General features: G+C 73.5%; 13 protein-coding genes. 11 read left to right on the top strand and 2 right to left on the bottom strand.

The features are described from left to right. Positions 1-241 precede the first annotated feature (241 nt). The 4 genes from LG324_RS01090 to LG324_RS01075 all read left to right on the top strand — a co-directional run bounded on the left by LG324_RS01090 (position 242) and on the right by LG324_RS01075 (position 11,792). Positions 242-6,592 carry an Ig-like domain-containing protein gene (locus tag LG324_RS01090; RefSeq protein ID WP_404351003.1) on the top strand — a complete coding sequence of 2,117 codons (6,351 nt, stop codon included), beginning with the start codon at positions 242-244 and terminating at the stop codon, positions 6,590-6,592. A gap of 40 nt (positions 6,593-6,632) precedes the next feature. Then, positions 6,633-7,604 (top strand): AAA family ATPase, encoded by a 972-nt coding sequence (locus LG324_RS01085; protein ID WP_404351001.1) that lies wholly within the window; start codon positions 6,633-6,635, stop codon positions 7,602-7,604. Positions 7,605-7,665: 61 nt separating this feature from the next. Then, positions 7,666-9,252 carry a DUF58 domain-containing protein gene (locus tag LG324_RS01080; protein ID WP_404350999.1) on the top strand — a complete coding sequence of 529 codons (1,587 nt, stop codon included), beginning with the start codon at positions 7,666-7,668 and terminating at the stop codon, positions 9,250-9,252. Next, on the top strand, positions 9,249-11,792 hold the full coding sequence (locus LG324_RS01075; RefSeq protein ID WP_404350998.1) for a transglutaminaseTgpA domain-containing protein: 2,544 nt from the start codon (positions 9,249-9,251) through the stop codon (positions 11,790-11,792). Before LG324_RS01080 ends, LG324_RS01075 begins: the two co-directional genes overlap by 4 nt. 278 nt (positions 11,793-12,070) lie before the next feature. Here the strand turns inward: LG324_RS01075 and LG324_RS01070 are convergent, their stop codons facing one another. Further along, on the bottom strand, positions 12,071-13,162 hold the full coding sequence (locus LG324_RS01070; protein ID WP_030526139.1) for an inositol-3-phosphate synthase: 1,092 nt from the start codon (positions 13,160-13,162) through the stop codon (positions 12,071-12,073). An 80-nt stretch (positions 13,163-13,242) separates the two neighbouring features. Beyond that, the gene (locus LG324_RS01065) at positions 13,243-13,806 is read right to left on the bottom strand and encodes a PadR family transcriptional regulator (protein WP_030526140.1); all 564 of its coding nucleotides are present in this window, start codon (positions 13,804-13,806) and stop codon (positions 13,243-13,245) included. 285 nt (positions 13,807-14,091) lie between these two features. Here LG324_RS01065 and LG324_RS01060 point away from each other — a divergent pair, with 285 nt between their 5' ends. The 7 genes from LG324_RS01060 (at position 14,092) to LG324_RS01030 (ending at position 20,549) form a co-directional block, all read left to right on the top strand. Then, positions 14,092-16,314: a transglycosylase domain-containing protein gene (locus LG324_RS01060; RefSeq protein ID WP_404350995.1), complete on the top strand. Its 2,223-nt coding sequence runs from the start codon at positions 14,092-14,094 to the stop codon at positions 16,312-16,314. 113 nt (positions 16,315-16,427) lie between these two features. Further along, a complete protein-coding gene (locus LG324_RS01055; RefSeq protein WP_404350993.1) occupies positions 16,428-17,693 on the top strand; it encodes a hypothetical protein in 1,266 nt (421 codons plus the stop codon). Between the two features lie 3 nt (positions 17,694-17,696). After that, entirely contained in the window at positions 17,697-17,984 is a 288-nt protein-coding gene (gene rpsF / locus LG324_RS01050; RefSeq protein ID WP_030526143.1) for a 30S ribosomal protein S6, read from the top strand. Between the two features lie 46 nt (positions 17,985-18,030). Continuing rightward, a complete protein-coding gene (locus LG324_RS01045) occupies positions 18,031-18,615 on the top strand; it encodes a single-stranded DNA-binding protein (protein ID WP_404350991.1) in 585 nt (194 codons plus the stop codon). A gap of 110 nt (positions 18,616-18,725) precedes the next feature. Next, positions 18,726-18,962: a 30S ribosomal protein S18 gene (gene rpsR / locus LG324_RS01040; RefSeq protein WP_030526145.1), complete on the top strand. Its 237-nt coding sequence runs from the start codon at positions 18,726-18,728 to the stop codon at positions 18,960-18,962. Positions 18,963-18,983: 21 nt separating this feature from the next. Further along, a complete protein-coding gene (gene rplI / locus LG324_RS01035) occupies positions 18,984-19,430 on the top strand; it encodes a 50S ribosomal protein L9 (protein WP_404350989.1) in 447 nt (148 codons plus the stop codon). Positions 19,431-19,829: 399 nt separating this feature from the next. Then, entirely contained in the window at positions 19,830-20,549 is a 720-nt protein-coding gene (locus LG324_RS01030) for a BCCT family transporter (protein WP_404350987.1), read from the top strand. Positions 20,550-20,608: the final 59 nt, after the last annotated feature.

Raw genomic sequence — 20,608 nt, 5'->3', positions numbered from 1 at the left:
CGTGCAACAGGCCCATTGATCCTCCGCTCAGAGACCATCTCGGCCAGCCGTGGATCCACCTCAGTATGGGAGAGCGGACGCGCCGCGTCCACCGTCTGATCTGGACGCCCCGGTTGCACCCGGGGAGTGCTCCCCTCCGGACCGGGACAGATGCCCCCCGTTCTCTGGTTACTCTGGACGGGCCGGGGTGGTGGACGGGACCGCTCGGGGGAGCAGACCAGCACGGGACGAGGAGCCGCACGTGACACGGGTGGGTGCCGCGCGGGCCCGTGGTTCGCGCAGCCGCGCGCGCCGGCGCACGGCCGGCACCGTCGTCGTCGCGCTCGTCGCCGCCGGCCTCGGGTACGCCGCGGTCGCCAGTGACGGCACCACCGTCCACGAGGCCGACCTCAACGACGCCGGCGTCTGGGTCAGCTCCGCGCAGCAGGCCAAGTTCGCCAAGGCCAACATCCCGATCGGCCAGCTGGAGACCGGGGTCGCGACCGACAGCGGCACGGGGGACGGCCTCGACGTGCTCCAGGACGGCGCCGCGGTCTTCGGCATCTCCACCGCCGGCGGCGAGCTCTTCCCCCTCGACCCGCGCACCTCGACCGCCGGCGACCCGGCCGCCACCGTGCCAGCCGTCGACGAGCAGTCCGGTCGCTTCACGCCGCAGCCGGTCGACCTGCGCGGCGGCACCCTCGCGCTCCTCGACCCCGCGAGCGGCAAGCTCTACGCGCAGCGCGTCGACACCCGCACCGGCACGACCGACCTGCCCGGGGTCGCGGTGGGCGCCAAGCCCGTCGCCACGGTCGGCAGGAGCGCCGCGGTCGCGGTCGGCCTCGACGGCGTCGTCCACGCGGTCTCCGGCGCCGACGGCACGGTGACGACCATCGCCCCGACCCCCACCGGCTTCGCGAAGCCGACGACCACGCGCTCGGCGCTGCGCAGCCCGCACCCCGACATCACCGCCGTCGGGGCGGACTGGGTCGCCTACGACCCCGAGACCGACCGCGTCTACACCGCCGACGAGCCCGAGGGCGTCGACGCGCAGGTCACCGCCGACGGCTCCCGGCTCGCGGCGCTCCAGGTGCCCGGGCCGGACGCCGACACGGTCGTCGTCGAGTCCGCCCAGCGCGCCGTCCAGGTGCCGCTCGACGGTGGCCTCTCGCCGGGCGGCGTCGTCATCGGCGAGCGGGTCAACCGCGTGCCGGGCGCGACCCTCGTCACGCGGCCGGTCGTCCTCGGCGGCTGCGTCCACGCGGCGTGGGCCGAGCAGACGCAGGTCTTCTACGGGGCCAACTGCGGGCGCACCGGCGACGAGCCGACCGCGACGCTCCCGACCGGCTCCGAGGACCCCATCCGCGAGGGCGTGGCCTTCCGGGTCAACCGCGGCCTCGTCGTGCTCAACGAGCTCGACGACGGCGGCGTCTGGGACCTCGACGACAAGCCGACGAAGATCGACAACTGGGACGCGCTGACGCCGCCGACCCGTCAGGACGACAAGAACCAGAAGAAGGACGAGAACCTCGTCGACGAGGCGTCCGCGCAGCAGCCGCCGAAGGCCGTCGACGACTCCGAGAAGGTCCGCCCCGGCCGCACGAGCAAGCTGCACGTCCTCGACAACGACACCGACGTCGCCGGGTCCGTGCTCGCGATCGACCAGCGCGACGTCACCGCACCGTCGATGCGCGGCGCGACTGCCACCGTCTCGTCGGACGGCCAGGCCATCGACCTGTCCGTCCCCGCCGGGACCGCGAACCAGCAGCTCGAGTTCACCTACAAGGTCAACAACGGCCGGGCGACGTCGAAGACCGCCGGCAAGGTGACGGTGCGGGTAGTCGGCGACGACGTCAACTCGCCCCCGCAGCTGCGGCGGGGTGGCGCCGAGCTCGCGCAGCGCCAGTACCCGGTCATCGCCGGCAAGCGCCTCTCGGTGCCGGTCCTCGCGGACTGGCGCGACCCCGAGAACGACACGCTCGCCGCGCGGGCCGACGTCGAGGGTGCGGTCGTCGACGGCGGCGGCCGCGTCACCGTCACCGCCCCGGGCGAGGAGGGCCGACAGCCCATCGGCTACGTCGTCAGCGACGGCCGCGGCGGTGAGACCAGGGGCAGCGTCAACGCCCGCGTCCTGTCGACCAACGGCGACAGCACGTTCGTCGCTCCCCGCACCCAGCCGGATGCCGTGCGCGGTGTCGTCGGCAAGCCGCTGCAGGTCGAGCCGCTGGGCAACGACATCGCCGGCGCCGACCCGGGGGAGCCGGACGCGTCGCTGCGGCTGCGCTCCGAGGTCCGGCCGGTCGGTCCGCTCCAGGTCGACACCGACCTCGCGACCGGCACCGTCACGGTCACCGGCAACGCCCCCGGGACGTTCGAGCTGAGCTACTCCGCCGTCACCGGCGCCGGCGCCGCGCCCGGCCGCATCCGCGTCGACCTCACCGCCCCTCCCGAGGGTGCTCCGCCGGTCTCGGTGCCGGACAACGCGACCCTGCACGACCAGGCCCCGGCGATGGTCGACGTCCTCGCCAACGACTACTCGCCCCGCGGTGACGTGCTCGTGACGGCGGCCGTCGAGACCACCGACGACTCGCAGTGGCTCCAGCCCTCGATCTACCAGGGCCGATGGGTCCGGCTCGAGGCCCGCGACCCCGCGCCCGCCGGCACCGAGGGGCGCCGTGGCACCATCCGGTACACGGTCAGCGACGGCACGCAGCGCACGACCGGCCAGGTCGAGGTGCTCCAGCAGGGTCCGCTCGCCGACTCCCTCCCCCTCGTCGAGGACGACAAGGCGACCGTGCGCGAGGGCGACACCGTGAGCATCCCGGTGCTGGACAACGACACGATGGCCGACGGCATCCCGCTGCGCCTGGACCCGGGCTCGGTCAAGGTCGTGAGCAAGGGGGACGCCCAGCGCGCCTTCGCCTCCGGCAACGTCGTGCGCTACGTGCCCGAGGCCCGCGGCCTCCGTGCCCCCAAGTTCGTGACGATCGAGTACGCCGCCTACGCCGAGGGCAGCAAGGAACGCGCCCAGACCGCGCGGGTCCGGGTGCAGGTCAACCCTCTCCCGACCGCGCAGCAGGTCAACCAGGCCCCGGTCGCGCGCAGCTTCACGGCCACGGTCACCGCCGGCGACCCCCTGACGATGACCATCCCGACGTTCGGCGTCGACCCCGACGGCGACTCGGTGTCGGTCACCGGCGTGGTCGGCAGCGACGGCGGCCCGGTCGACCTGCGCCTCGGCCGCGTGGTCGGCACGGGTCCGACCACCATCCGGTACGAGGCCTTCCCGCTCGCCGCGGGTACCGAGGTCATCACCTACGAGGTGCGCGACCGCTTCGGCGCCACGAGCCGCGCGTTCGTGCGGGTCGGCGTCGTGCAGCCCGGCGACCCGCAGCCCCCGGTGGCGGTGCCGGACGAGGTCTTCGCCGCGCCCGGCAAGACGGTGACCGTCAAGCCGCTCGTCAACGACCTCATCGCCCGCGGCGACGTGGTCGACGTGCAGACCGAGGGCCTCAACCCCGCCGGCGAGCTGAAGAAGTGGACGGTCGACGCCGACCACACCGTCCGCACGAAGGTCCCCGAGGACACCTCGTCCCTCCACCAGCTCGTCTACGGCATCAGCGACGGGCTCTTCGACCCCTCCCGGGCCACGGTGCTCGTGCGCCCGGTGGCCGGCTACACCAACCCGCCGGTGGCCAACGACGACGTCGCGGCGCCGAAGCCGGGGGAGACCTCGACGGTGGTCGACGCGCTGGCCAACGACACCGACGTCGACTCCGACCCCGCCACGCTGCGGGTCAAGGAGGTCCTCTCCCCGGACGCGCAGGTCACCGCGGACGGTCGGGTCAGCGTCAAGATCCTCGACCACGCCTACTCGGTGCCCTACGTCATCGTCGACGAGGACGACGAGGAGGCGATGGCGCTCATCCACGTCCCGACCGGCGCCAACGGGCAGCCGTTCGTCGTGGCCGGCTCGCTCATCACGATGGACCCCGACTCGTCCAAGACCGTCAACCTGGGCGACCACGTGCGCTCCCCGCGCGGCCGGGTGGTGTCGGTGACGACGGCCTCGACGGTCTCGGCCTCCCCGGCGGAGAACCTCTCGGTCAGCCTCACCGACAACCGGACCCTGCAGCTGACCTCCTCCAACGGGTACGTGGGCCCGGCCGCGGTGATGCTGGAGGTGACCGACCAGAGCGCGGTGGACCAGAAGGACTTCGGCACGGCGTACGTGTCGGTGCCGGTGCAGGTCGGGCCGCTGGTGCCGCTGCTGCGCTGCCCCGACGGCGCCGTCACGGTCACCGCCGGCGGCCTGGACCGCACGGTCGACATCCCCACGGTCTGCCACGCCTGGCTCCCGGTCGGCATGACGTTCGACGACATCGACTTCGAGGCCCGCTGGCAGACCGAGGCCGACGCCGACCTCGAGGTCGACGGCCAGGGCAACCGCCGCCTCACCCTCCACGCCGACGCCGACGCCCAGACCTCCACCGGCAAGGTCGAGATCTCCTCGCGCGGGATGACGCAGCCGTCGACCCTCACCGTCCGGGTCGTCGGCGCCGACGCCCAGGGCCCGGCCCGGCTGCGCCCCATCTCGGTCTCCGGGCTCGAGGAGGGGCAGTCGCGCACCGTCGACGTCTCCGGCTACCTCGACTCGCCGCTCTTCGCCCCGACCTGCGCGATCGTCAGCGCCACCGTCGAGTCGGGCTCGGGCATCACCGCCTCCTCCGACGGCTGCTCCCTCACGCTCACCGCCGGCGACCGGCCCTCGCCGACCGCGTCGATCGGCCTCGTCGTCACCGACGGCCCGCGCCGCGAGACCTCCGGCCGGGTCACCGTGACGATGCTCGGCCGGCCCGACCCGCCGCGACAGGTGCAGGCCGTCGCCGACCGCGACGCCGGTGGGCAGGCGCGCGTCCGCTGGCTGCCGCCCACGTACGACGGCGGGTCGGTCGTCACCGGCTACGTCGTGCGCTGGAGCGGCGGCTCGTCGGGCGAGCAGACCTGCTCGGCGTCTCCGTGCACCATCCAGGGCCTGACCAACGGCCAGGACTACACCTTCACCGTCGCCGCGGTGAACGGCATCGGCGAGGGGGAGCCGTCGGCGCCCAGCGCGGCCGTGCGCCCCGACCGGCTGCCCGAGGCCGTGTCCGGCGTCCGGATGGTCTCGCGTGGCGACGGCACCCTGACCATCGCCTGGGACCAGCCGGTCAACGAGGGCAGCGCCCTGCGCAAGTACGTCGTCCGGCTCATCTCCTCGACCGGGCAGACCAAGACCCAGGACGTCGCCGCCGCGACCCGCCAGGCCACGGTGACCGGCCTGGACAACATGGCCGAGCAGGACGTGCAGGTCCAGGCGTGGAACGAGCTCGGCGCGGGCCAGTTCGGCCCGGCCGTGACGATGCAGTCCGCCGGCACGCCACCCGCGCTACCGGCCCCGAAGATCACTGCCAGCGGCCCCGGCCCGGCAGAGGACTCGGCGACGCTCACCATCTCGTGGGAGCAGGGCAGCCCCAACGGCCCGCCGACGACCGGCTACACCCTCTACCAGCAGGTCGGTGGGGGCGGCTGGACCGCCGTCGAGACCCTCGCCCCGGACCGCCGCACCACGAAGGTCGTCGTCCCCTACGACGGTCGCGACTACCGCTACACGGTGACGCTGACCAACGGCGCCGACCTCGAGGGGCCCAGGACGAACTCGTCGTCCTTCACCTCCAACGGCGTCCCGTCCGACCCGTCTGTCACCGCGTCGACCCCCGCCGCCGACCGGAAGATCCGCGTGACCGTCACCGTCGGGCAGCCGCGGGCGGCGTCCTTCTCGGTCATCCGGTGGTCGGCCAACGGCGCCTCGGGCACCCACCAGTGCGGGTGCGCGCCCGGCTCGCAGGTGACCTTCGACATCGGCCCGCTCGACACGAGCCCGACCCAGGCGTACAACGTGGCCGTCCGCACCGAGAACTCGGCCGGCGCCTCCTCGAACCCCGCGGCGACCAACGCGACCCCCTACGGCCCGACGCTCTCGCCCTCCGGTCTCGACGGGCGCAACGACGGCACGACCGGCGCGACCTGGACCTGGAACCTGCCGACCAACGGCCGCCCGATCGACCAGGTGCGGCTCTCCGGCGCCGACACCGGCACCTTCGGCGGCAACAAGACGCAGCACTCGATCAGCAAGGGCCCGGGCACCTACACGCTGACCGTCGAGGCGCACTCCGACGCCGGATGGTCCGACCCGGTCTCGCGCCAGGTCACCGTCCCGGCCCCGCCGCCGCCGGACCCGTCGGTCTACAACGTCCGCAAGACCCCGGGGTACATCCCCCCGAACGCCACCGGCAGCTGCACGACGAAGGCGTGCCCCCGCGTCTCGTTCGACGTCAAGGACTTCCCCGGCGGTGGCGGCGGGTGGGACGTCTACTTCATCAGCCGGGCCTCGCCGTCGCCCGGGTTCCACTCGAGCACGCCGTTCAACGTCAGTGGCGACGGCACCGGCTCGAGCACGAACCGCTCCAACTGGAGCTCGCAGGGCTATGTCCTCGACGACGGCAACGGACCCGTCATCGTGCGACTCTGCCGGGGCGGCACGTGCCACGAGTCAGCGCCCACCCCGTGGTGAGCCCCTCCATCCCCCGTTCCGTCGAAAGGACACCCTCCGCATGACCGTCACCTCCGACCAGGCCACCTGGTTCTCGCAGGCCTTCGGCGCCATGGTCGCCAACGTCGACAAGGCGGTGCTCGGCAAGGAGCACGTCATCCGCCTCGCGCTGACCTGCATGCTCTCCGAGGGCCACCTCCTGCTCGAGGACTTCCCCGGCACGGGCAAGACGCAGCTCGCGCGGGCGATGGCGGGCACGGTCAAGGGGACGAACTCGCGCATCCAGTTCACGCCGGACCTGCTGCCGAGCGACGTCACCGGCGTGACGATCTACGACCCCAACAGCAAGGTCTTCGAGTTCCACGAGGGCCCGATCTTCGCGACGATCGTCCTCGCCGACGAGATCAACCGCGCCTCGCCCAAGACCCAGTCGGCGCTCCTCGAGGTCATGGAGGAGGGACACGTCACCGTCGACAAGACGCGCCACTCGGTCGGCGAGCCGTTCATGGTCATCGCGACCCAGAACCCCATCGAGCAGGCCGGTACCTACCGCCTCCCCGAGGCGCAGCTCGACCGCTTCCTCATGAAGACGACGCTCGGCTACCCCGACCACGACGCGACCGTCCGGGTCCTGCGTGACGCCGCGACCCGTGACCGCACGCGCTCGCTCGAGCCGGTCGTCACCGCCCAGGTGGTCAGCGACATGGCCGAGCTCGCCGATGGCGTGCACGTCGACGACGCGATCCTCGACTACGTCTCGCGGCTGGCCGAGGAGACCCGTCGCCACGTGAGCATCCGCCTGGGCCTGTCGGTCCGCGGCTGCCTCGCCTTCGTCCGCTGCGCCAAGACGTGGGCGATCAGCCAGGGCCGCGACCACGTCGTGCCCGACGACGTCAAGCTCCTCGCGCAGCCGGTGCTCAACCACCGCCTCCTCGTGACCGCCGAGGCGCAGTTCGCCGGCATCACCGTCGAGCAGGTCATCGACCAGATCCTCGCCGAGGTGGCGCCGCCCACGGAGCGCGTCCCCGCATGAGAGGCGCCCCACGAAGTTCTTCCCCCGCTTCGCTCCTCCAGATACTTCGCGAGGACCCCGCATGAGCGACCCCACCGGGCTGCCCGAGGACGCCGAGTCGACGGTCCGTCGCTCGGACCTCACGCCTCCCCCCGCGCCGCGCGGCGCCGGGGGCGGTGCCCCACGCCCGGTGGACGACGCCGCGGAGGGGGCCACCTCGCGCTCCGCCCGGCGACCCTCCGGCGGGTCCAGGCGACCCCGCGCCGGCCGCCGCCTCTCGCTGCCCCGCCTGCGCACCACCGGCCCCGGCCGGGACGACGCCGGCCGCTCGCGCCCCGCGGCGCGCGCGGCCACCCGCACGCAGACGAAGGCCGACGGCAGCACCCGGACCGTCACGCTGCCGCGCGTCCAGGTGCCGAGCGCCCTCACCGACACCGGCGCGCGCATCCTCGTCCTCACCGGGGAGCGCATCAAGCCGATCGCCGACCAGACCCGCCGCGTCTGGCACCCCGTCGTCGAGGTGCTGCGCTGGGTCTCGCCGCTCGGCTGGACGGTGCTCGTCGTCGGCCTGCTCGCCTGGTGGATGACGGCGCGGTTCGCCTGGGCGGAGCTCGGGATGGTCGCCGCCGCGTGCCTCGTCCTCGTCATCGCCTGCGTGCTGCTGGCGCTCGACCGCGCGAAGGTGCGCATCCGCGCCGACGTCGAGCCGGCCCGCGTCACCGTCGGCGACCCCGCGACGGGCCGCATCGCCGTCACCAACACCTCGAAGCGGGGGATGCTCCCGCTGCTCGTGGAGCTGCCGGTCGGCCGCACCGCCGCGCGCTTCACGCTGCCGGCCCTGTCCGCCGGGCGCACCCACGAGGAGCTCTTCGTCGTCCCGACCTCGCGCCGCGGCGTCGTGCCCGTCGGCCCGGCGACCACCGTCCACGGCGACCCGTTCGGGCTCGTGCGCCGCACCGTGCAGTGGACCGAGCGCTCCGAGCTCTACGTCCACCCGCGGACGATCTCGCTCGACAACCTCGGCGCCGGCCTGCTGCGCGACCTCGAGGGCGAGGTGACGCCCGACCTGTCGATGTCCGACCTCGCCTTCCACGCGCTGCGCGAGTACCAGGCCGGTGACGACCGCCGCTACGTGCACTGGCGCTCCTCGGCCAAGCACGGCCGCCTCCTCGTGCGGCAGTTCCTCGACACCCGCCGCAGCCACCTCGCGATCGTCGTCGACACCACGCCGGAGGTGTACACGAACGACGAGGACGACGTCGAGCTCGCGATCTCGTGCGCCGCGTCGTTGGCGCTGCGCTCCATCCTCGACGAGCAGGACACGACCGTCGTCTGCCACGGCGAGACCGCGTCCCGCACGACCGCGCCGCTGACCCTCGACGCGCTGGCCCGCGCCGAGGTCGGCCCCCTCGACCTCTACGGCTCGGTGGGGCAGGCCGCCGCCCTCGCACCGGACGCGAGCATCGCGGTGCTCGTCACCGGGGTCGAGCGGCCCTTCATCCAGGTGCAGCGGACCCTCGACCAGTTCGAGCCGGAGGTCGTCAAGGTCGCGCTCGTCGTCGACCCCGACGTGCCCGTGGGCGTCCGCCGCCTCGGGTCCATCGTCATCCTCCACGTCCGTGAGCTGACCGACGTCCGCCGTGTCCTCTTCTCCGGAGCGCTCGCATGACCGACCAGCCGTCCACCGATGGCGCCGGCCGCACCGGCCGGCAGCCCAGCCTGGCGACCGCCCTTCGCGGCGGCGAGAAGCGGCGCCCCCGCCGCCGCGCCGCCGACGCACCGTCGGTGTGGCGCAGCCTCGTCCCCGGGCGCGACGCGTCGGTCGACCTCGCCTTCGCGCTCGTCCTCGGCAGCATCGCCCTGCTCGGGATGCGCACCGGCTTCCTCGGCGTCGAGTGGGTCGTGGCCGCGTGGTCCGGGCTCGTCCTCGGCCTCGTCGTCGGGCACGTCGCCGGCACGCTGCGCTGGATGGCGCTGACGACCTTCGCCGTCCTCGTCGCGATCTACTTCCTCCTCGGCGGGCCGCTCGCGGTGCGCGACAACCTCCTCGCCGGGTTCGTCCCGACCGGGCAGACCTTCGTCGACCTCGCGACCTGGGCGGTCACCGGCTGGAAGAAGTGGCTGACGCTGCTGCCGCCCGTCGACGCCCGCGGGCCGGTCCTCGCGCTGCCGTGGCTCGCCGGCCTCCTCGGCGGCGCGACGACCCTCGGGTTCGCGCGCCGCTGGGCCAACGTGCCGCTCACCGCGGTGGCGCCGCTGGCCCTGCTCGCCGGCTCGATCGCCCTCGGGACGACGCAGCCCGCGGCCCTGCTCGTCCAGGGCGTCGGCTTCGCGGCGGTGCTCGTGGCGTGGCTCGTCGTCCGTGCCCACCGCACGCGCCCGCCGGTGCAGAACGGCGCCGGCCGCGGGGTGCGCTTCGCGACCGCCGGCGTCCTCGCGGTGGTCGCCCTCGTCGCCGGGGCCTTCGCCGGCCCGCTGCTGCCCGGCACCTCGGCCGCCGCCACCCGCGAGGTCGTGCGCGAGCGGCTCGTGCCGCCGTTCGACGTCTCGCAGTTCGCGAGCCCCCTGCCCGGGTACCGGCAGTACACCGAGCCCAACGGCGCGAAGCTCTACGACCAGGTCGTCCTGCGGGTCACCGGGCTGCCCGCCGGCACGCCCGTCCGCTTCGCCACCCTCGACCGGTACGACGGCCTCGTCTGGGGTGCGGCCGACCGCACCGCCGACGGCACGCCCTTCCAGCAGGTCGGCTCCCGCATCGCCCCGACCGGGGCCGAGGGGCGCGAGGTCGACGTCGACGTCACGGTGCCCGACGGCGGCTACCGCTCGGTCTGGCTGCCGACCGTCGGCGACCCGACCCGCATCCAGTTCGAGGGGCCGCGGGCCACCGACCTCGCCGACGCCCTCTGGCTCAACACCGCCACCGACACCGCCGTCGTGCCGGCCGGCCTCCTCGGCGGCGACTCCTACCGGATGACGGCCCTCGTGCCGCCGACCCCCGCGACGACCCTGCCCGAGGACCTCGACGTCCGCACCGGCGCCTCGAGCGTCGTCGACACCGACTTCCTCGACGCGAAGATCGACGCGCTGACCAGCCGCGCCGAGGGTGGCCCGTGGTCGAAGCTGCGCGCCTTCGCGACGGCGATGCGCACCGAGGGCACGTACACCGACGGCGGCACCCCGAACAGCTTCGAGAAGGTCTACCTGCCCGGGCACGCGGTGTCGCGGCTCACCCGGTTCGCCGGCTCGAGCAAGCTCGCGGGCAACGACGAGCAGTACGCCGCGACGCTGGCGCTCGTCGGCCAGCGGCTCGGCATCCCCAGCCGCGTCGTCATGGGCGGCATCCCGCAGGCGGGCGGCGAGGTCCGTGGCAAGGACGTCCACGCCTGGGTCGAGGTCCAGCTCGACGACGGCACGTGGTTCCCGATGGACTACCGGTCCTTCGTGCCGAGCCGCGACAAGACGCCGAGCGAGCAGCAGCTGAAGACCGAGGAGCAGAAGGTCGGCGCCCAGGTGCCGCCGCCCGCGGGGGTCAGCCCGCCGTCGGTGCTCCAGGGTCCGGACCAGGCGCAGAACGCCACCGACGTCACCAAGCGCAAGAAGAACCCCTTCGACGTCACCGCCTGGCCGCTGTGGCTGCAGGTCCTCGCCGGGGTCGCGGCGCTGCTGCTCCTCGTCGCCCTCTACGTCGTGGTGCTGCGCCTGCTCAAGGCGCGGCGCCGGCGCCGGCACGCCTCGCTCGGGCCGGTGCCCGGCCGGGCCGCGTGGGTGTGGCGCGACCTCGTCGCCGAGTCACGGTCCCTCGGGGTCGCCGTGCCGCGCGGGGTGACCCGCCGCGAGCAGGCGCACGGCATCGACGCGGCGGTCGCGCTGCGCTCGGTGCCCGAGGCGGAGCCGGGGGAGGCGGCCGCGTACGCCACCGCGCTGGAGGGTGCGGTGGCGGTGAGCGAGGTCGCGGCGTCCGTCGACGCCGTCGTCTTCGGGCCCGGTGACGGTGACCCGGAGGCCACGGCGGCCCTGCACGCCCAGGCCGAGGCCGCGCGGACGACGATGCGCGCCGGCGTGAGCCGCTGGGCGCGGCTGCGCTCCGACGCCGACCCCCGTCCCCTGTGGGTGCAGCGCGAGCGCACCGGCCCCCGTGTCCGGTGGTGGCGGCGCCTGCGCCTGCCCTCGCTGCCCCGCCGCCGCGGTGAGGACCCCACCCCGGCCTGACCCCCCTCACCCCATCCCCGGAGTCGAGTGCGGAAGCGGCAGCCCCGGCAACCCCCTCCGCCCTCGACCCGCACGCCTCCCGGAGTCGAGTGCGGAAGCGGCAGCCCCGGCAACCTCTTCCGCCCTCGACCCCGGCGGAGGAACGCCGACGGGGCGGCCTCCCGGTGTGGGAGACCGCCCCGTCGTGCGCGAGCCCGGTGCCTGCTACACCGCAGTAACTGCCGCCAGAGCGTCACGTACTGCGGTGTAGCCCGCGATGGGCCGGGGGGAGGGGCGCCTCAGCGCTCCTCGTCACCCGAGATGAAGGCCTCGAGGCGGGCGCGGCCGACCTCGTCGGGGCGCTGCTCCGGCGGGGACTTCATGAGGTAGCTCGACGCCGAGAGCAGGGCACCGCCGATGCCGCGGTCCTTGGCGATCTTCGCCGCGCGGATGGCGTCGATGATGATGCCGGCCGAGTTCGGGGAGTCCCAGACCTCGAGCTTGTACTCCAGGTTGAGCGGGACGTCGCCGAACGCGCGACCCTCGAGGCGGACGTAGGCCCACTTGCGGTCGTCGAGCCAGGCGACGTAGTCCGACGGGCCGATGTGGACGTTGCGGTCCTCGGTCTTGCCGGCGAGCGAGCCGGTGAGGTTCGAGGTGACGGCCTGCGTCTTGGAGATCTTCTTGGACTCCAGGCGCTCGCGCTCGAGCATGTTCTTGAAGTCCATGTTGCCGCCGACGTTGAGCTGGTAGGTGCGGTCCAGCTGCACGCCGCGGTCCTCGAAGAGCTTCGCCATCACGCGGTGGGTGATCGTGGCGCCGACCTGCGACTTGATGTCGTCGCCGATGACCGGCACGCCCGCGGCCTCGAACTTCGCGGCCCACTCCGGGTCGGAGGCGATGAAGACCGGCAGCGCGTTGACGAAGGCGACACCCGCGTCGATGGCGCACTGGGCGTAGAACTTGTCGGCCTGCTCCGAGCCCACCGGGAGGTAGGAGACGAGCACGTCGACCTGCGCGTCGCGCAGCGTGGCGACGACGTCGACCGGCTCGGCGCCCGACTCGTCGATCGTCTGGCGGTAGTACTTGCCGAGCCCGTCGAGGGTGTGGCCGCGCTGGACGGTGACGCCCGTCGTCGGCACCTCGGCGATGGTGATGGTGTTGTTCTCGGAGGAGTTGATGGCCTCGGAGAGGTCCTTGCCGACCTTCTTGTCGTCCACGTCGAACGCGGCGACGAACTCGACGTCGCTCACGTGGTACTCGCCGAAGCGGACGTGCATGAGGCCGGGGACGGTGGTGGCGGGGTCGGCGTCCCGGTAGTAGTGCACGCCCTGCACGAGCGAGGACGCGCAGTTGCCGACGCCGACGATCGCGACGCGGATGGAACCCATGGCTTCTCCTGGTGGGTCGGTGGTGGAGGGGGTGGGGCGACGGGCGCCGGGCCGCGGACGAGCCGCGGACCGGAGACCGCCTACGGCTGGGGGCCGGGGTCGGTGGGGTGGCGCCGTTCGGCGTCGATGAGCTCCGAGAGCCAGCGGACCTCGCGCTCGGTCGTCTCCTCGCCGTGGCGCTGGAGGGCGGCGGTGTAGGAGTCGAGCCGCTCGCGGTGCCGGGCCGAGCGCTCGCGGACGCGCTCGAGGTCCTCCTCGAGGCGGGAGCGGCGGCCCTCGAGGATGCGCAGGCGCACCTCGCGCTCGGTGCGGGCGAAGAAGGCGAAGCGCACGTCGAAGCCGTCGTCCTCCCACGAGGAGGCGTCGGTGCGGGCGACGAGCTCGGCGAAGTGCTCCTTGCCGGCGGCGGTCAGCTCGTACACGACGCGCGGGCGCTTGCCCGGGCGGGGGGCGTCCGTGGCCTCGGCGATGAGCCCGCGGGCCAGCAGGCCCTTGAGCGCCGGGTAGAGCGTGCCGTAGGAGAGCGCCCGGAACGGGCCGAGGGCGGTGTTGAGCCGACGGCGCAGGTCGTAGCCGTGCGTGGGCCCCTCGTGGAGGAGGCCGAGGACGGCGAGCTCGAGGAGCTGGGCGCGACGCGAGACCACGGGCTGCTGCTCCTCCTCACCACTGGCGCCGGCCGACCGGACAAACTCGGACCTTGTCACCTCGAACGTAACACAGATATATCGGGGCGATACATCTCGCGCGGGGTGGCGCGACGGACCGGGTGCGAGCGGCGGGCGGGCCGCGGTCGCGGCGGCAGGGCACGTCGACGGACCGACCGGAGCGTCCGTTCTTGGGGATTTCCCAGCCTGCGTGGTCATACTGGCGGGTGGACGCGGCGCGAGCCGCGTCGTTCACTGTCCCCCCGTTCCCTGCCCCGGAAGCCCATGAGCCAACGACAGCCACGCACCCGTTCCGACGCCACGCGACGGGCCACCGCCCGCTCCGGCGCCGCCGGAGCCCCGACGACCTCGCGCACCCGCCGCTGGCTGCGCCGCGTCGTCTGGGCCGGCCTCGGGGCGTTCGTCCTCGGCATGGCCGGGTTCTTCGTCGCCTACGCGATGACCGACATCCCGCAGCCGAACGAGATGGTGACGGCCGAGGCCAGCACCGTCTACTACTCCGACGGCAAGACCGTGCTCGCGCGCCTGTCCGACGAGGGCGGCAACCGCCAGTCCGTGCCGCTCGCGGACATCTCCCCGAACATGCAGCACGCGATCCTCGCCGCCGAGGACCGCGACTTCTACCAGAACAGCGGCATCAGCCCGACGGGCATCGCGCGCGCCGTCTGGGTCGCGGTCAAGGGCGGGCAGGCGACGCAGGGCGGGTCGACGATCACGCAGCAGTACGTCAAGAACTACTTCCTCACCCAGGACCGCACGCTGACCCGCAAGGCCAAGGAGATCCTCATCTCCCTGAAGATCGACAAGCAGCAGTCCAAGGACGAGATCCTCACCAACTACCTCAACACGATCTACTACGGCCGCGGCGCGTACGGCATCCAGACCGCCTCGCAGGCCTACTTCAAGAAGAACGCGAAGGACCTCACCCCGGCCGAGGCCGCGATCCTCGCCTCCGTCATCCGCGGGCCCTCGTTCTACGACCCGACCCTCGGGGCGGAGCAGAAGGCGAACGCCGAGAAGCGCTCGGCCTACATCCTCGACGCGATGGTCGACAAGAAGTGGCTCTCGCCGCAGGACCGCGAGGCGGCCGACGTCGAGAAGACGCTCGACGGCATCAAGAAGTACACGCCCAAGCAGCTCGGCGGCACCAACGGCTACATCGTGGACCTCGTGAAGAAGGAGCTCGTCAGCAAGTACAAGCTGAGCGAGAACGACATCCAGCGCGGCGGTCTGAAGATCACCTCCACCGTCGAGCGCGGCCGCCAGAACGACGCGGTGAAGGCCGTGCGCGAGGAGCGCCCGGACGTCGAGGACGTCCACGAGGGCCTGGTCTCGATCAAGCCCGGCAACGGCGCCATCGTCGCGCTCTACGGCGGCGAGGACTTCGCGAAGCGGCCGCTCAACAACGCGACGCAGGCGAAGATGCAGGCCGGCTCGACGTTCAAGATCTTCACCCTCATCGCGGCGCTGCAGGAGAAGAAGGCGAGCATCCGCTCGGCCTTCCCCGGCTACAGCCCGCAGTACTTCGAGGAGTTCGCCGACCCGAACGCGTCGAACGAGAACTCCCGCCGTGGCCGGGTCAAGAACTTCGGCAACGAGCAGTTCGGCAACATCGACCTGCTCACCGCGACCGGCCACTCGGTCAACACCGTGTACGCCAAGCTCAACATCGAGGCCGGCGCGAAGAACACGATGCAGGCCGCGGAGGACGCCGGCGTGCGCTCGCCGCTCGAGCCCAACGTCGCCGACGTGCTCGGCACCGACTACGTGACCGTCCTCGACATGGCCAACGCCTACGCGACGATCGCCGCGCAGGGTGTGCGCTCCGAGCCGTACATCGTCAAGGAGATCCGCTTCCCCAAGGACGAGCAGCCGGTCGTCAAGGCCAAGGCAAAGACCAAGCGGGTCTTCGACGAGGACCTCATGGCCGACGTCATCACGGCGATGCAGGAGCCGGTCAACGGCGGCACCGCCCGCTACGTCGGGCAGAACCTCGGCCGCCCGGCCGCCGGCAAGACCGGGACCTCCGAGAGCTTCCGCTCGGCCTGGTTCGACGGCTACGTGCCGCAGCTGGCCACCGCGGTCGCGCTCTACCGCTCCGACGACGAGACCGGCAAGGAGCTCCTCATGGAGAACCTGCCGAACGCCGGCAGCATCACCGGTGGCACCTTCCCGACCCGCATCTGGACGGCGTACATGAAGGCCGCGCTCGACCGGACCGACATCGAGCAGTTCCCGCAGCCGGCCTACATCAACCGGGACGTCCTGCCCCCGCAGCCGACCCGCACGACGCAGGCGCCGCGGCCGACGCAGAGCACGGCCGAGCCCTCGCCGAGCGAGACGCCGACGCCGAGCGAGACCCCGACCCCGAGCGACCCGCCGACGCCGACCGACCAGCCGACCCCGACGCAGTCGCCCGGACTGCCGACCGTCCCCGGCCGACCGTCGAGCAGCCCGTCGCCGAACGCGTCGCAGAACACCGGCTGACCCCCGCCGCGACCGTGGCCCGTGACCGCCACCCCGCCGCGCCGCTCCCCGCCCGTCTCCTGACGGCCCTCGGGGGGCGGCGCGGTGTTCGTGCCCCCGCCGCCGCGCGGGGGGTGGCCGCGCTGGCACCGGTCGTCGCGCTCCTCGCGCTGCCGGTCGGGCTCGCCGCGCTGCGCCAGGCGGCCTGCGCCACCACCGGGTGGGACGGACGGACCGCGCTGTGGGGCCAGTGCGCCTCGCCGCTGCTCGCCGGCACCGGGACGCCCGACCTGCCGCTGCTGCAGCGCCTCGCCGTCGGGTTCCTGCGCACCGCCGCGCCGGGGACGGGGATGCCCGAGCACCGCTGGGTGCTGGTCCTGTGGACGGTCGTGGCGGCGCTGCTGCTCGCCGCGGTCGTCGTCCTCGTCGGGACCACACGCCGCCACCCGCTGGCCGACCCGCTGCCGCTCGCGCTCTCGCCGGTCCTCGCGCTCGCCGTCCTCACCTCGACCGACCTCGTGCCCGTCACGTGCGCAGTGCTCGCGGTCTGGGCGGGCAGCCGCGGACGCGTGGCCGTGGCCGGGGCGCCGGCGGGGCTCGCGGTGCTCGGCGGCCCCCTCGGGCTCGCCCCGCTCCTCGCGCTCGTCCTGCTCGCCCGGGGCGCCGACGCGCGCCGGCTGCTCGTCGGAGCCGGCGCGGCCGTCGTGCTCGTCGCCGGCCCGGCCGCCGCCCTCGACCCCGGCCTGCTCGGGCGCCCGGTCGCCGCGTGGTGGACCGGCGGGGCCGGGCCCGGCTCGCCCTGGTTCGTCCCCTCCCTCGTCGAGCGGCCCCTCCCCGGGGCGGCCGTCGCGGGGCTCGCCGTCCTCGGGATGCTGCTCGCCGCCGTCCTCGCCGGGCTGCTGCTGCGGCACCGGGCCCGCCCCCCGGTGGCCGACGTCGTCGTGCTCGCGCTCGTCGTCGCCCTCGTCACCGCGCCGGCGCTGCCGGTGGGCGCCGCGCTGTGGCTCGTGCCCTTCCTCGCGCTCGCGGGCGTGCCGTGGCGCGACCAGCTGCTCTGGGCCGGCGCGGAGGTCGTGCACGCGGTGGCGCTCCTCGCGTGGCTGGCCGCCGCCACCGACCCCGCGCACGGCCTGCCCGCCGGCTGGTACGCCACGGCGCTCGCGCTGCGGCTCGTCGCGCTCGGTCGTCTGGGCTGGGTCGTGTGGGCCCGCGCCACCTGGGGGACGGGGGCGCCGGACCCCTCCTCCCGCACGGATTGGGAGCCCGGCCGCGCTGCCGGTAGGCTGGAGCGGTTGCCCGCCGGGCACCCTGTGGACGAACCACGGGGGCTGTGGGCGACACCGCATACCCTCCTGTCACGGAAAGACCGTGACCGCCTGAGACCGAAGGAGGCGGGTTAGCACATGCGTCAGTACGAACTCATGGTCATCCTCGACCCGGAGCTCGACGACCGGACCATCCAGCCGTCGCTGGAGAAGCTCCTCAAGGTCGTGACCACCGATGGTGGCTCGATCGACACCGTCGACGTCTGGGGCCGGCGCCGCCTGGCCTACGAGATCAAGAAGAAGGCCGAGGGCATCTACGCCGTCGTCAACTTCACGTCCGAGCCGGCGACGGCCAAGGAGCTGGACCGCCAGCTCGGCCTCAACGAGACGGTCATGCGGACGAAGCTCCTGCGCCCCGGCGCCTGAGCACTCCGTCACCAGCCCACGACCAACCCCCGAAGGGACGCCCGTCATGGCAGGCGACACCGTCATCACGATCATCGGCAACCTCACCGCCGACCCCGAGCTCCGCTTCACCCCCTCGGGTGCCGCGGTCGCCAACTTCACCGTCGCGTCGACCCCCCGCGCGTTCGACCGCCAGTCGAACGAGTGGAAGGACGGCGAGACCCTCTTCATGCGCTGCTCGATCTGGCGTGACGCGGCCGAGAACGTGGCCGAGTCGCTCCACCGCGGCACGCGCGTCATCGTCTCGGGCCGGCTGAAGTCGCGCTCCTACGAGACGAAGGAGGGCGAGAAGCGCACCGTCATGGAGCTCGAGGTCGACGAGGTCGGCCCCTCGCTGCGGTACGCCTCCGCGAAGGTCACCAAGGCCGAGCGCGGCCAGGGTGGCGGCGGTTTCGGCGGCGGCGGTGGCGGCGGCTTCCAGCAGAACGACCCGTGGGCCACCGGTGGCTCCGCCCCCCAGCAGGGTGGCGGCGGCCAGCAGGGCGGCGGCTGGGGCGGTGGCCAGCAGGCCCCGCAGCAGCAGCCCGCGCAGGGTGGCCAGCAGGGCGGCGGCTGGGGCCAGGCCCCGAGCTACGACGAGCCCCCCTTCTGACCGACGCCGGGCACCCCGCCCGCTGACGGTCGACACGACACAGACAGACACCATCCCCGGGTGACCGGGGCTCATCCGCCGGCTCCGGCCGGCAGAAGGAGAGCACCACGATGGCCAAGCCCGCCATTCGCAAGCCGAAGAAGAAGGCCAACCCGCTCAAGGCGGCGAAGGTCGAGAACATCGACTACAAGGACGTCGCGCTCCTGCGCAAGTTCATCTCCGACCGCGGCAAGATCCGCGCCCGGCGCGTGACCGGCGTCTCCGTCCAGGAGCAGCGCCTCATCGCCAACGCGGTGAAGAACGCGCGCGAGATGGCGCTCCTGCCGTACTCGAGCTCGTCCCGCTGACCCGCCGAAGGAGCCAGACAGATGAAGGTCATCCTCACCCACGAGGTCACCGGCCTCGGTACCGCCGGTGACGTCGTCGACGTCAAGGACGGGTACGCCCGCAACTTCCTCTTCAAGCGTGGTCTCGCGACCGCGTGGACCAAGGGCGGCCAGAAGCAGGTCGACTCGATCGCCAAGGGTCGCGAGACCCGCGAGGTGAAGTCCCTCGAGGAGGCGAAGTCCATCAAGGGCAACCTCGAGGCCAACGCCGTCACCGTCACCGCGCACGCCGGCACCGGGGGCCGCCTCTTCGGCGCCGTCTCCACCGCCGACATCGCCGAGGCCGTCCAGGCCTCCGGCGGGCCGTCGCTCGACCGTCGCCGCATCGAGGTCCCGACCCCGATCAAGACGACCGGCACGCACACCGCGCTCGTCCGCCTCCACCCGGAGGTCCAGGCGACCGTCTCCCTCGAGGTCGTCGCCGGCTGACGCCGACACCTCGTGAGCACGCAGGGCCCCGGACCGCACCAGCGGTCCGGGGCCCTCGTGTATCCCCACCCACCCGTCGAGCGAACAGAACACGCCGTCCGGGCCGGTGTGCAGACGGCGTGTCCTGCTCACTCGACGGGGTCCGGCGGGGCCCGAGACCGGATCGTGACCTCCGGCCCAACCGCGCTCCGGGACACCGGAGCCCGCGCGGCGAGCGCGCGTCCGCAGCCGCGCGACGGCGCGAGGCATTGGCCAGGCGCCCCCGGGCGCCGTTGGCGTCGATCGCCGACCGTGCCCCAGACCGCCGTCCCCGGAGGAGCAAGACCGTGTCCGCACCCGAACGACCCCTACCCGACGCACCAGCCGCCATGCCCCCCGAGCCACCGAGCTCGGACCTGGATGAGCTGGGCCCCGTTCGTCGGTGTCTTCATCGCGCGCATCTCGCGCGGCCGCACGGTGCGCGAGTTCGTCACGGGCGTGCTGCTCGTGCCGACGGTCGTCACCTTCGCCTGGTTCGCCATCTTCGGCGGCTCGGGCATCCACCGCGAGATCTTCGGCCAGGGCGGCCTCGTCGGCCCCGACGGCGCCGTCGACACCGACGCGGCGCTCTTCCAGATGCTCGGCGGCCTGCCGTGGTCCTCGCTGCTCAGCATCGTCGCCATCGTGCTCGTCGTCGTCTTCTTCGTCACGAGCTCGGACTCGGGCTCGTTCGTCGTCGACATGCTCGCCAGCGGTGGCGACCCCGAGCCGCCCACCTGGAGCCGCGTGCTCTGGGCCGTGCTCGAGGGCGCGGTCGCGATCGCGCTGCTCGTCGCCGGCGGCGACAGCGGGCTGACCGCGCTGCAGACGGCCGCCATCCTCCTCGCGCTGCCGTTCAGCCTCGTGATGATCGGCATGGTCATGTCGATCACGCGCGCGCTCCTCGCCGAGCACGGGCGCACCGAGCGTGCCGAGCGTCGCCTGCTCGCCGACGAGATCGCCGGCCAGATCGCCCGCACGCCGGACCTGCGCGAGAGGGCGTACGGCAACGGCAACGGCACGACGGACGGGCTGCGCGCCACGGTCCCGGCGGCGACGCCCGACCCGTCCGAGACGCGCAGCGTCCCGACGCGCGAGTAGCCGCACGCGCATCCTGGCCCCTTCTCCCCGCGACATGCGCTCCTGCGCGTGCGACCGCA

This window comes from Phycicoccus jejuensis (assembly GCF_044797865.1).
Taxonomy (GTDB): Bacteria; Actinomycetota; Actinomycetes; order Actinomycetales; family Dermatophilaceae; genus Phycicoccus; species Phycicoccus jejuensis.
Note: the sequence above shows the minus strand (reverse complement) of the source record. Positions and strands in the feature narration are given on the sequence as shown.

What these genes read in the sequence shown, in the direction of transcription:
- LG324_RS01085 (WP_404351001.1), top strand. Translation starts at nt 6,633, where the DNA reads ATGACCGTCACCTCCGACCAGGCCACCTGGTTCTCGCAGGCCTTCGGC.
- LG324_RS01080 (WP_404350999.1), top strand. Translation starts at nt 7,666, where the DNA reads ATGAGCGACCCCACCGGGCTGCCCGAGGACGCCGAGTCGACGGTCCGT.
- LG324_RS01075 (WP_404350998.1), top strand. Translation starts at nt 9,249, where the DNA reads ATGACCGACCAGCCGTCCACCGATGGCGCCGGCCGCACCGGCCGGCAG.
- LG324_RS01070 (WP_030526139.1), bottom strand. Translation starts at nt 13,162, where the DNA reads ATGGGTTCCATCCGCGTCGCGATCGTCGGCGTCGGCAACTGCGCGTCC.
- LG324_RS01060 (WP_404350995.1), top strand. Translation starts at nt 14,092, where the DNA reads ATGAGCCAACGACAGCCACGCACCCGTTCCGACGCCACGCGACGGGCC.
- rpsF (WP_030526143.1), top strand. Translation starts at nt 17,697, where the DNA reads ATGCGTCAGTACGAACTCATGGTCATCCTCGACCCGGAGCTCGACGAC.
- LG324_RS01045 (WP_404350991.1), top strand. Translation starts at nt 18,031, where the DNA reads ATGGCAGGCGACACCGTCATCACGATCATCGGCAACCTCACCGCCGAC.
- rpsR (WP_030526145.1), top strand. Translation starts at nt 18,726, where the DNA reads ATGGCCAAGCCCGCCATTCGCAAGCCGAAGAAGAAGGCCAACCCGCTC.
- rplI (WP_404350989.1), top strand. Translation starts at nt 18,984, where the DNA reads ATGAAGGTCATCCTCACCCACGAGGTCACCGGCCTCGGTACCGCCGGT.
- LG324_RS01030 (WP_404350987.1), top strand. Translation starts at nt 19,830, where the DNA reads ATGAGCTGGGCCCCGTTCGTCGGTGTCTTCATCGCGCGCATCTCGCGC.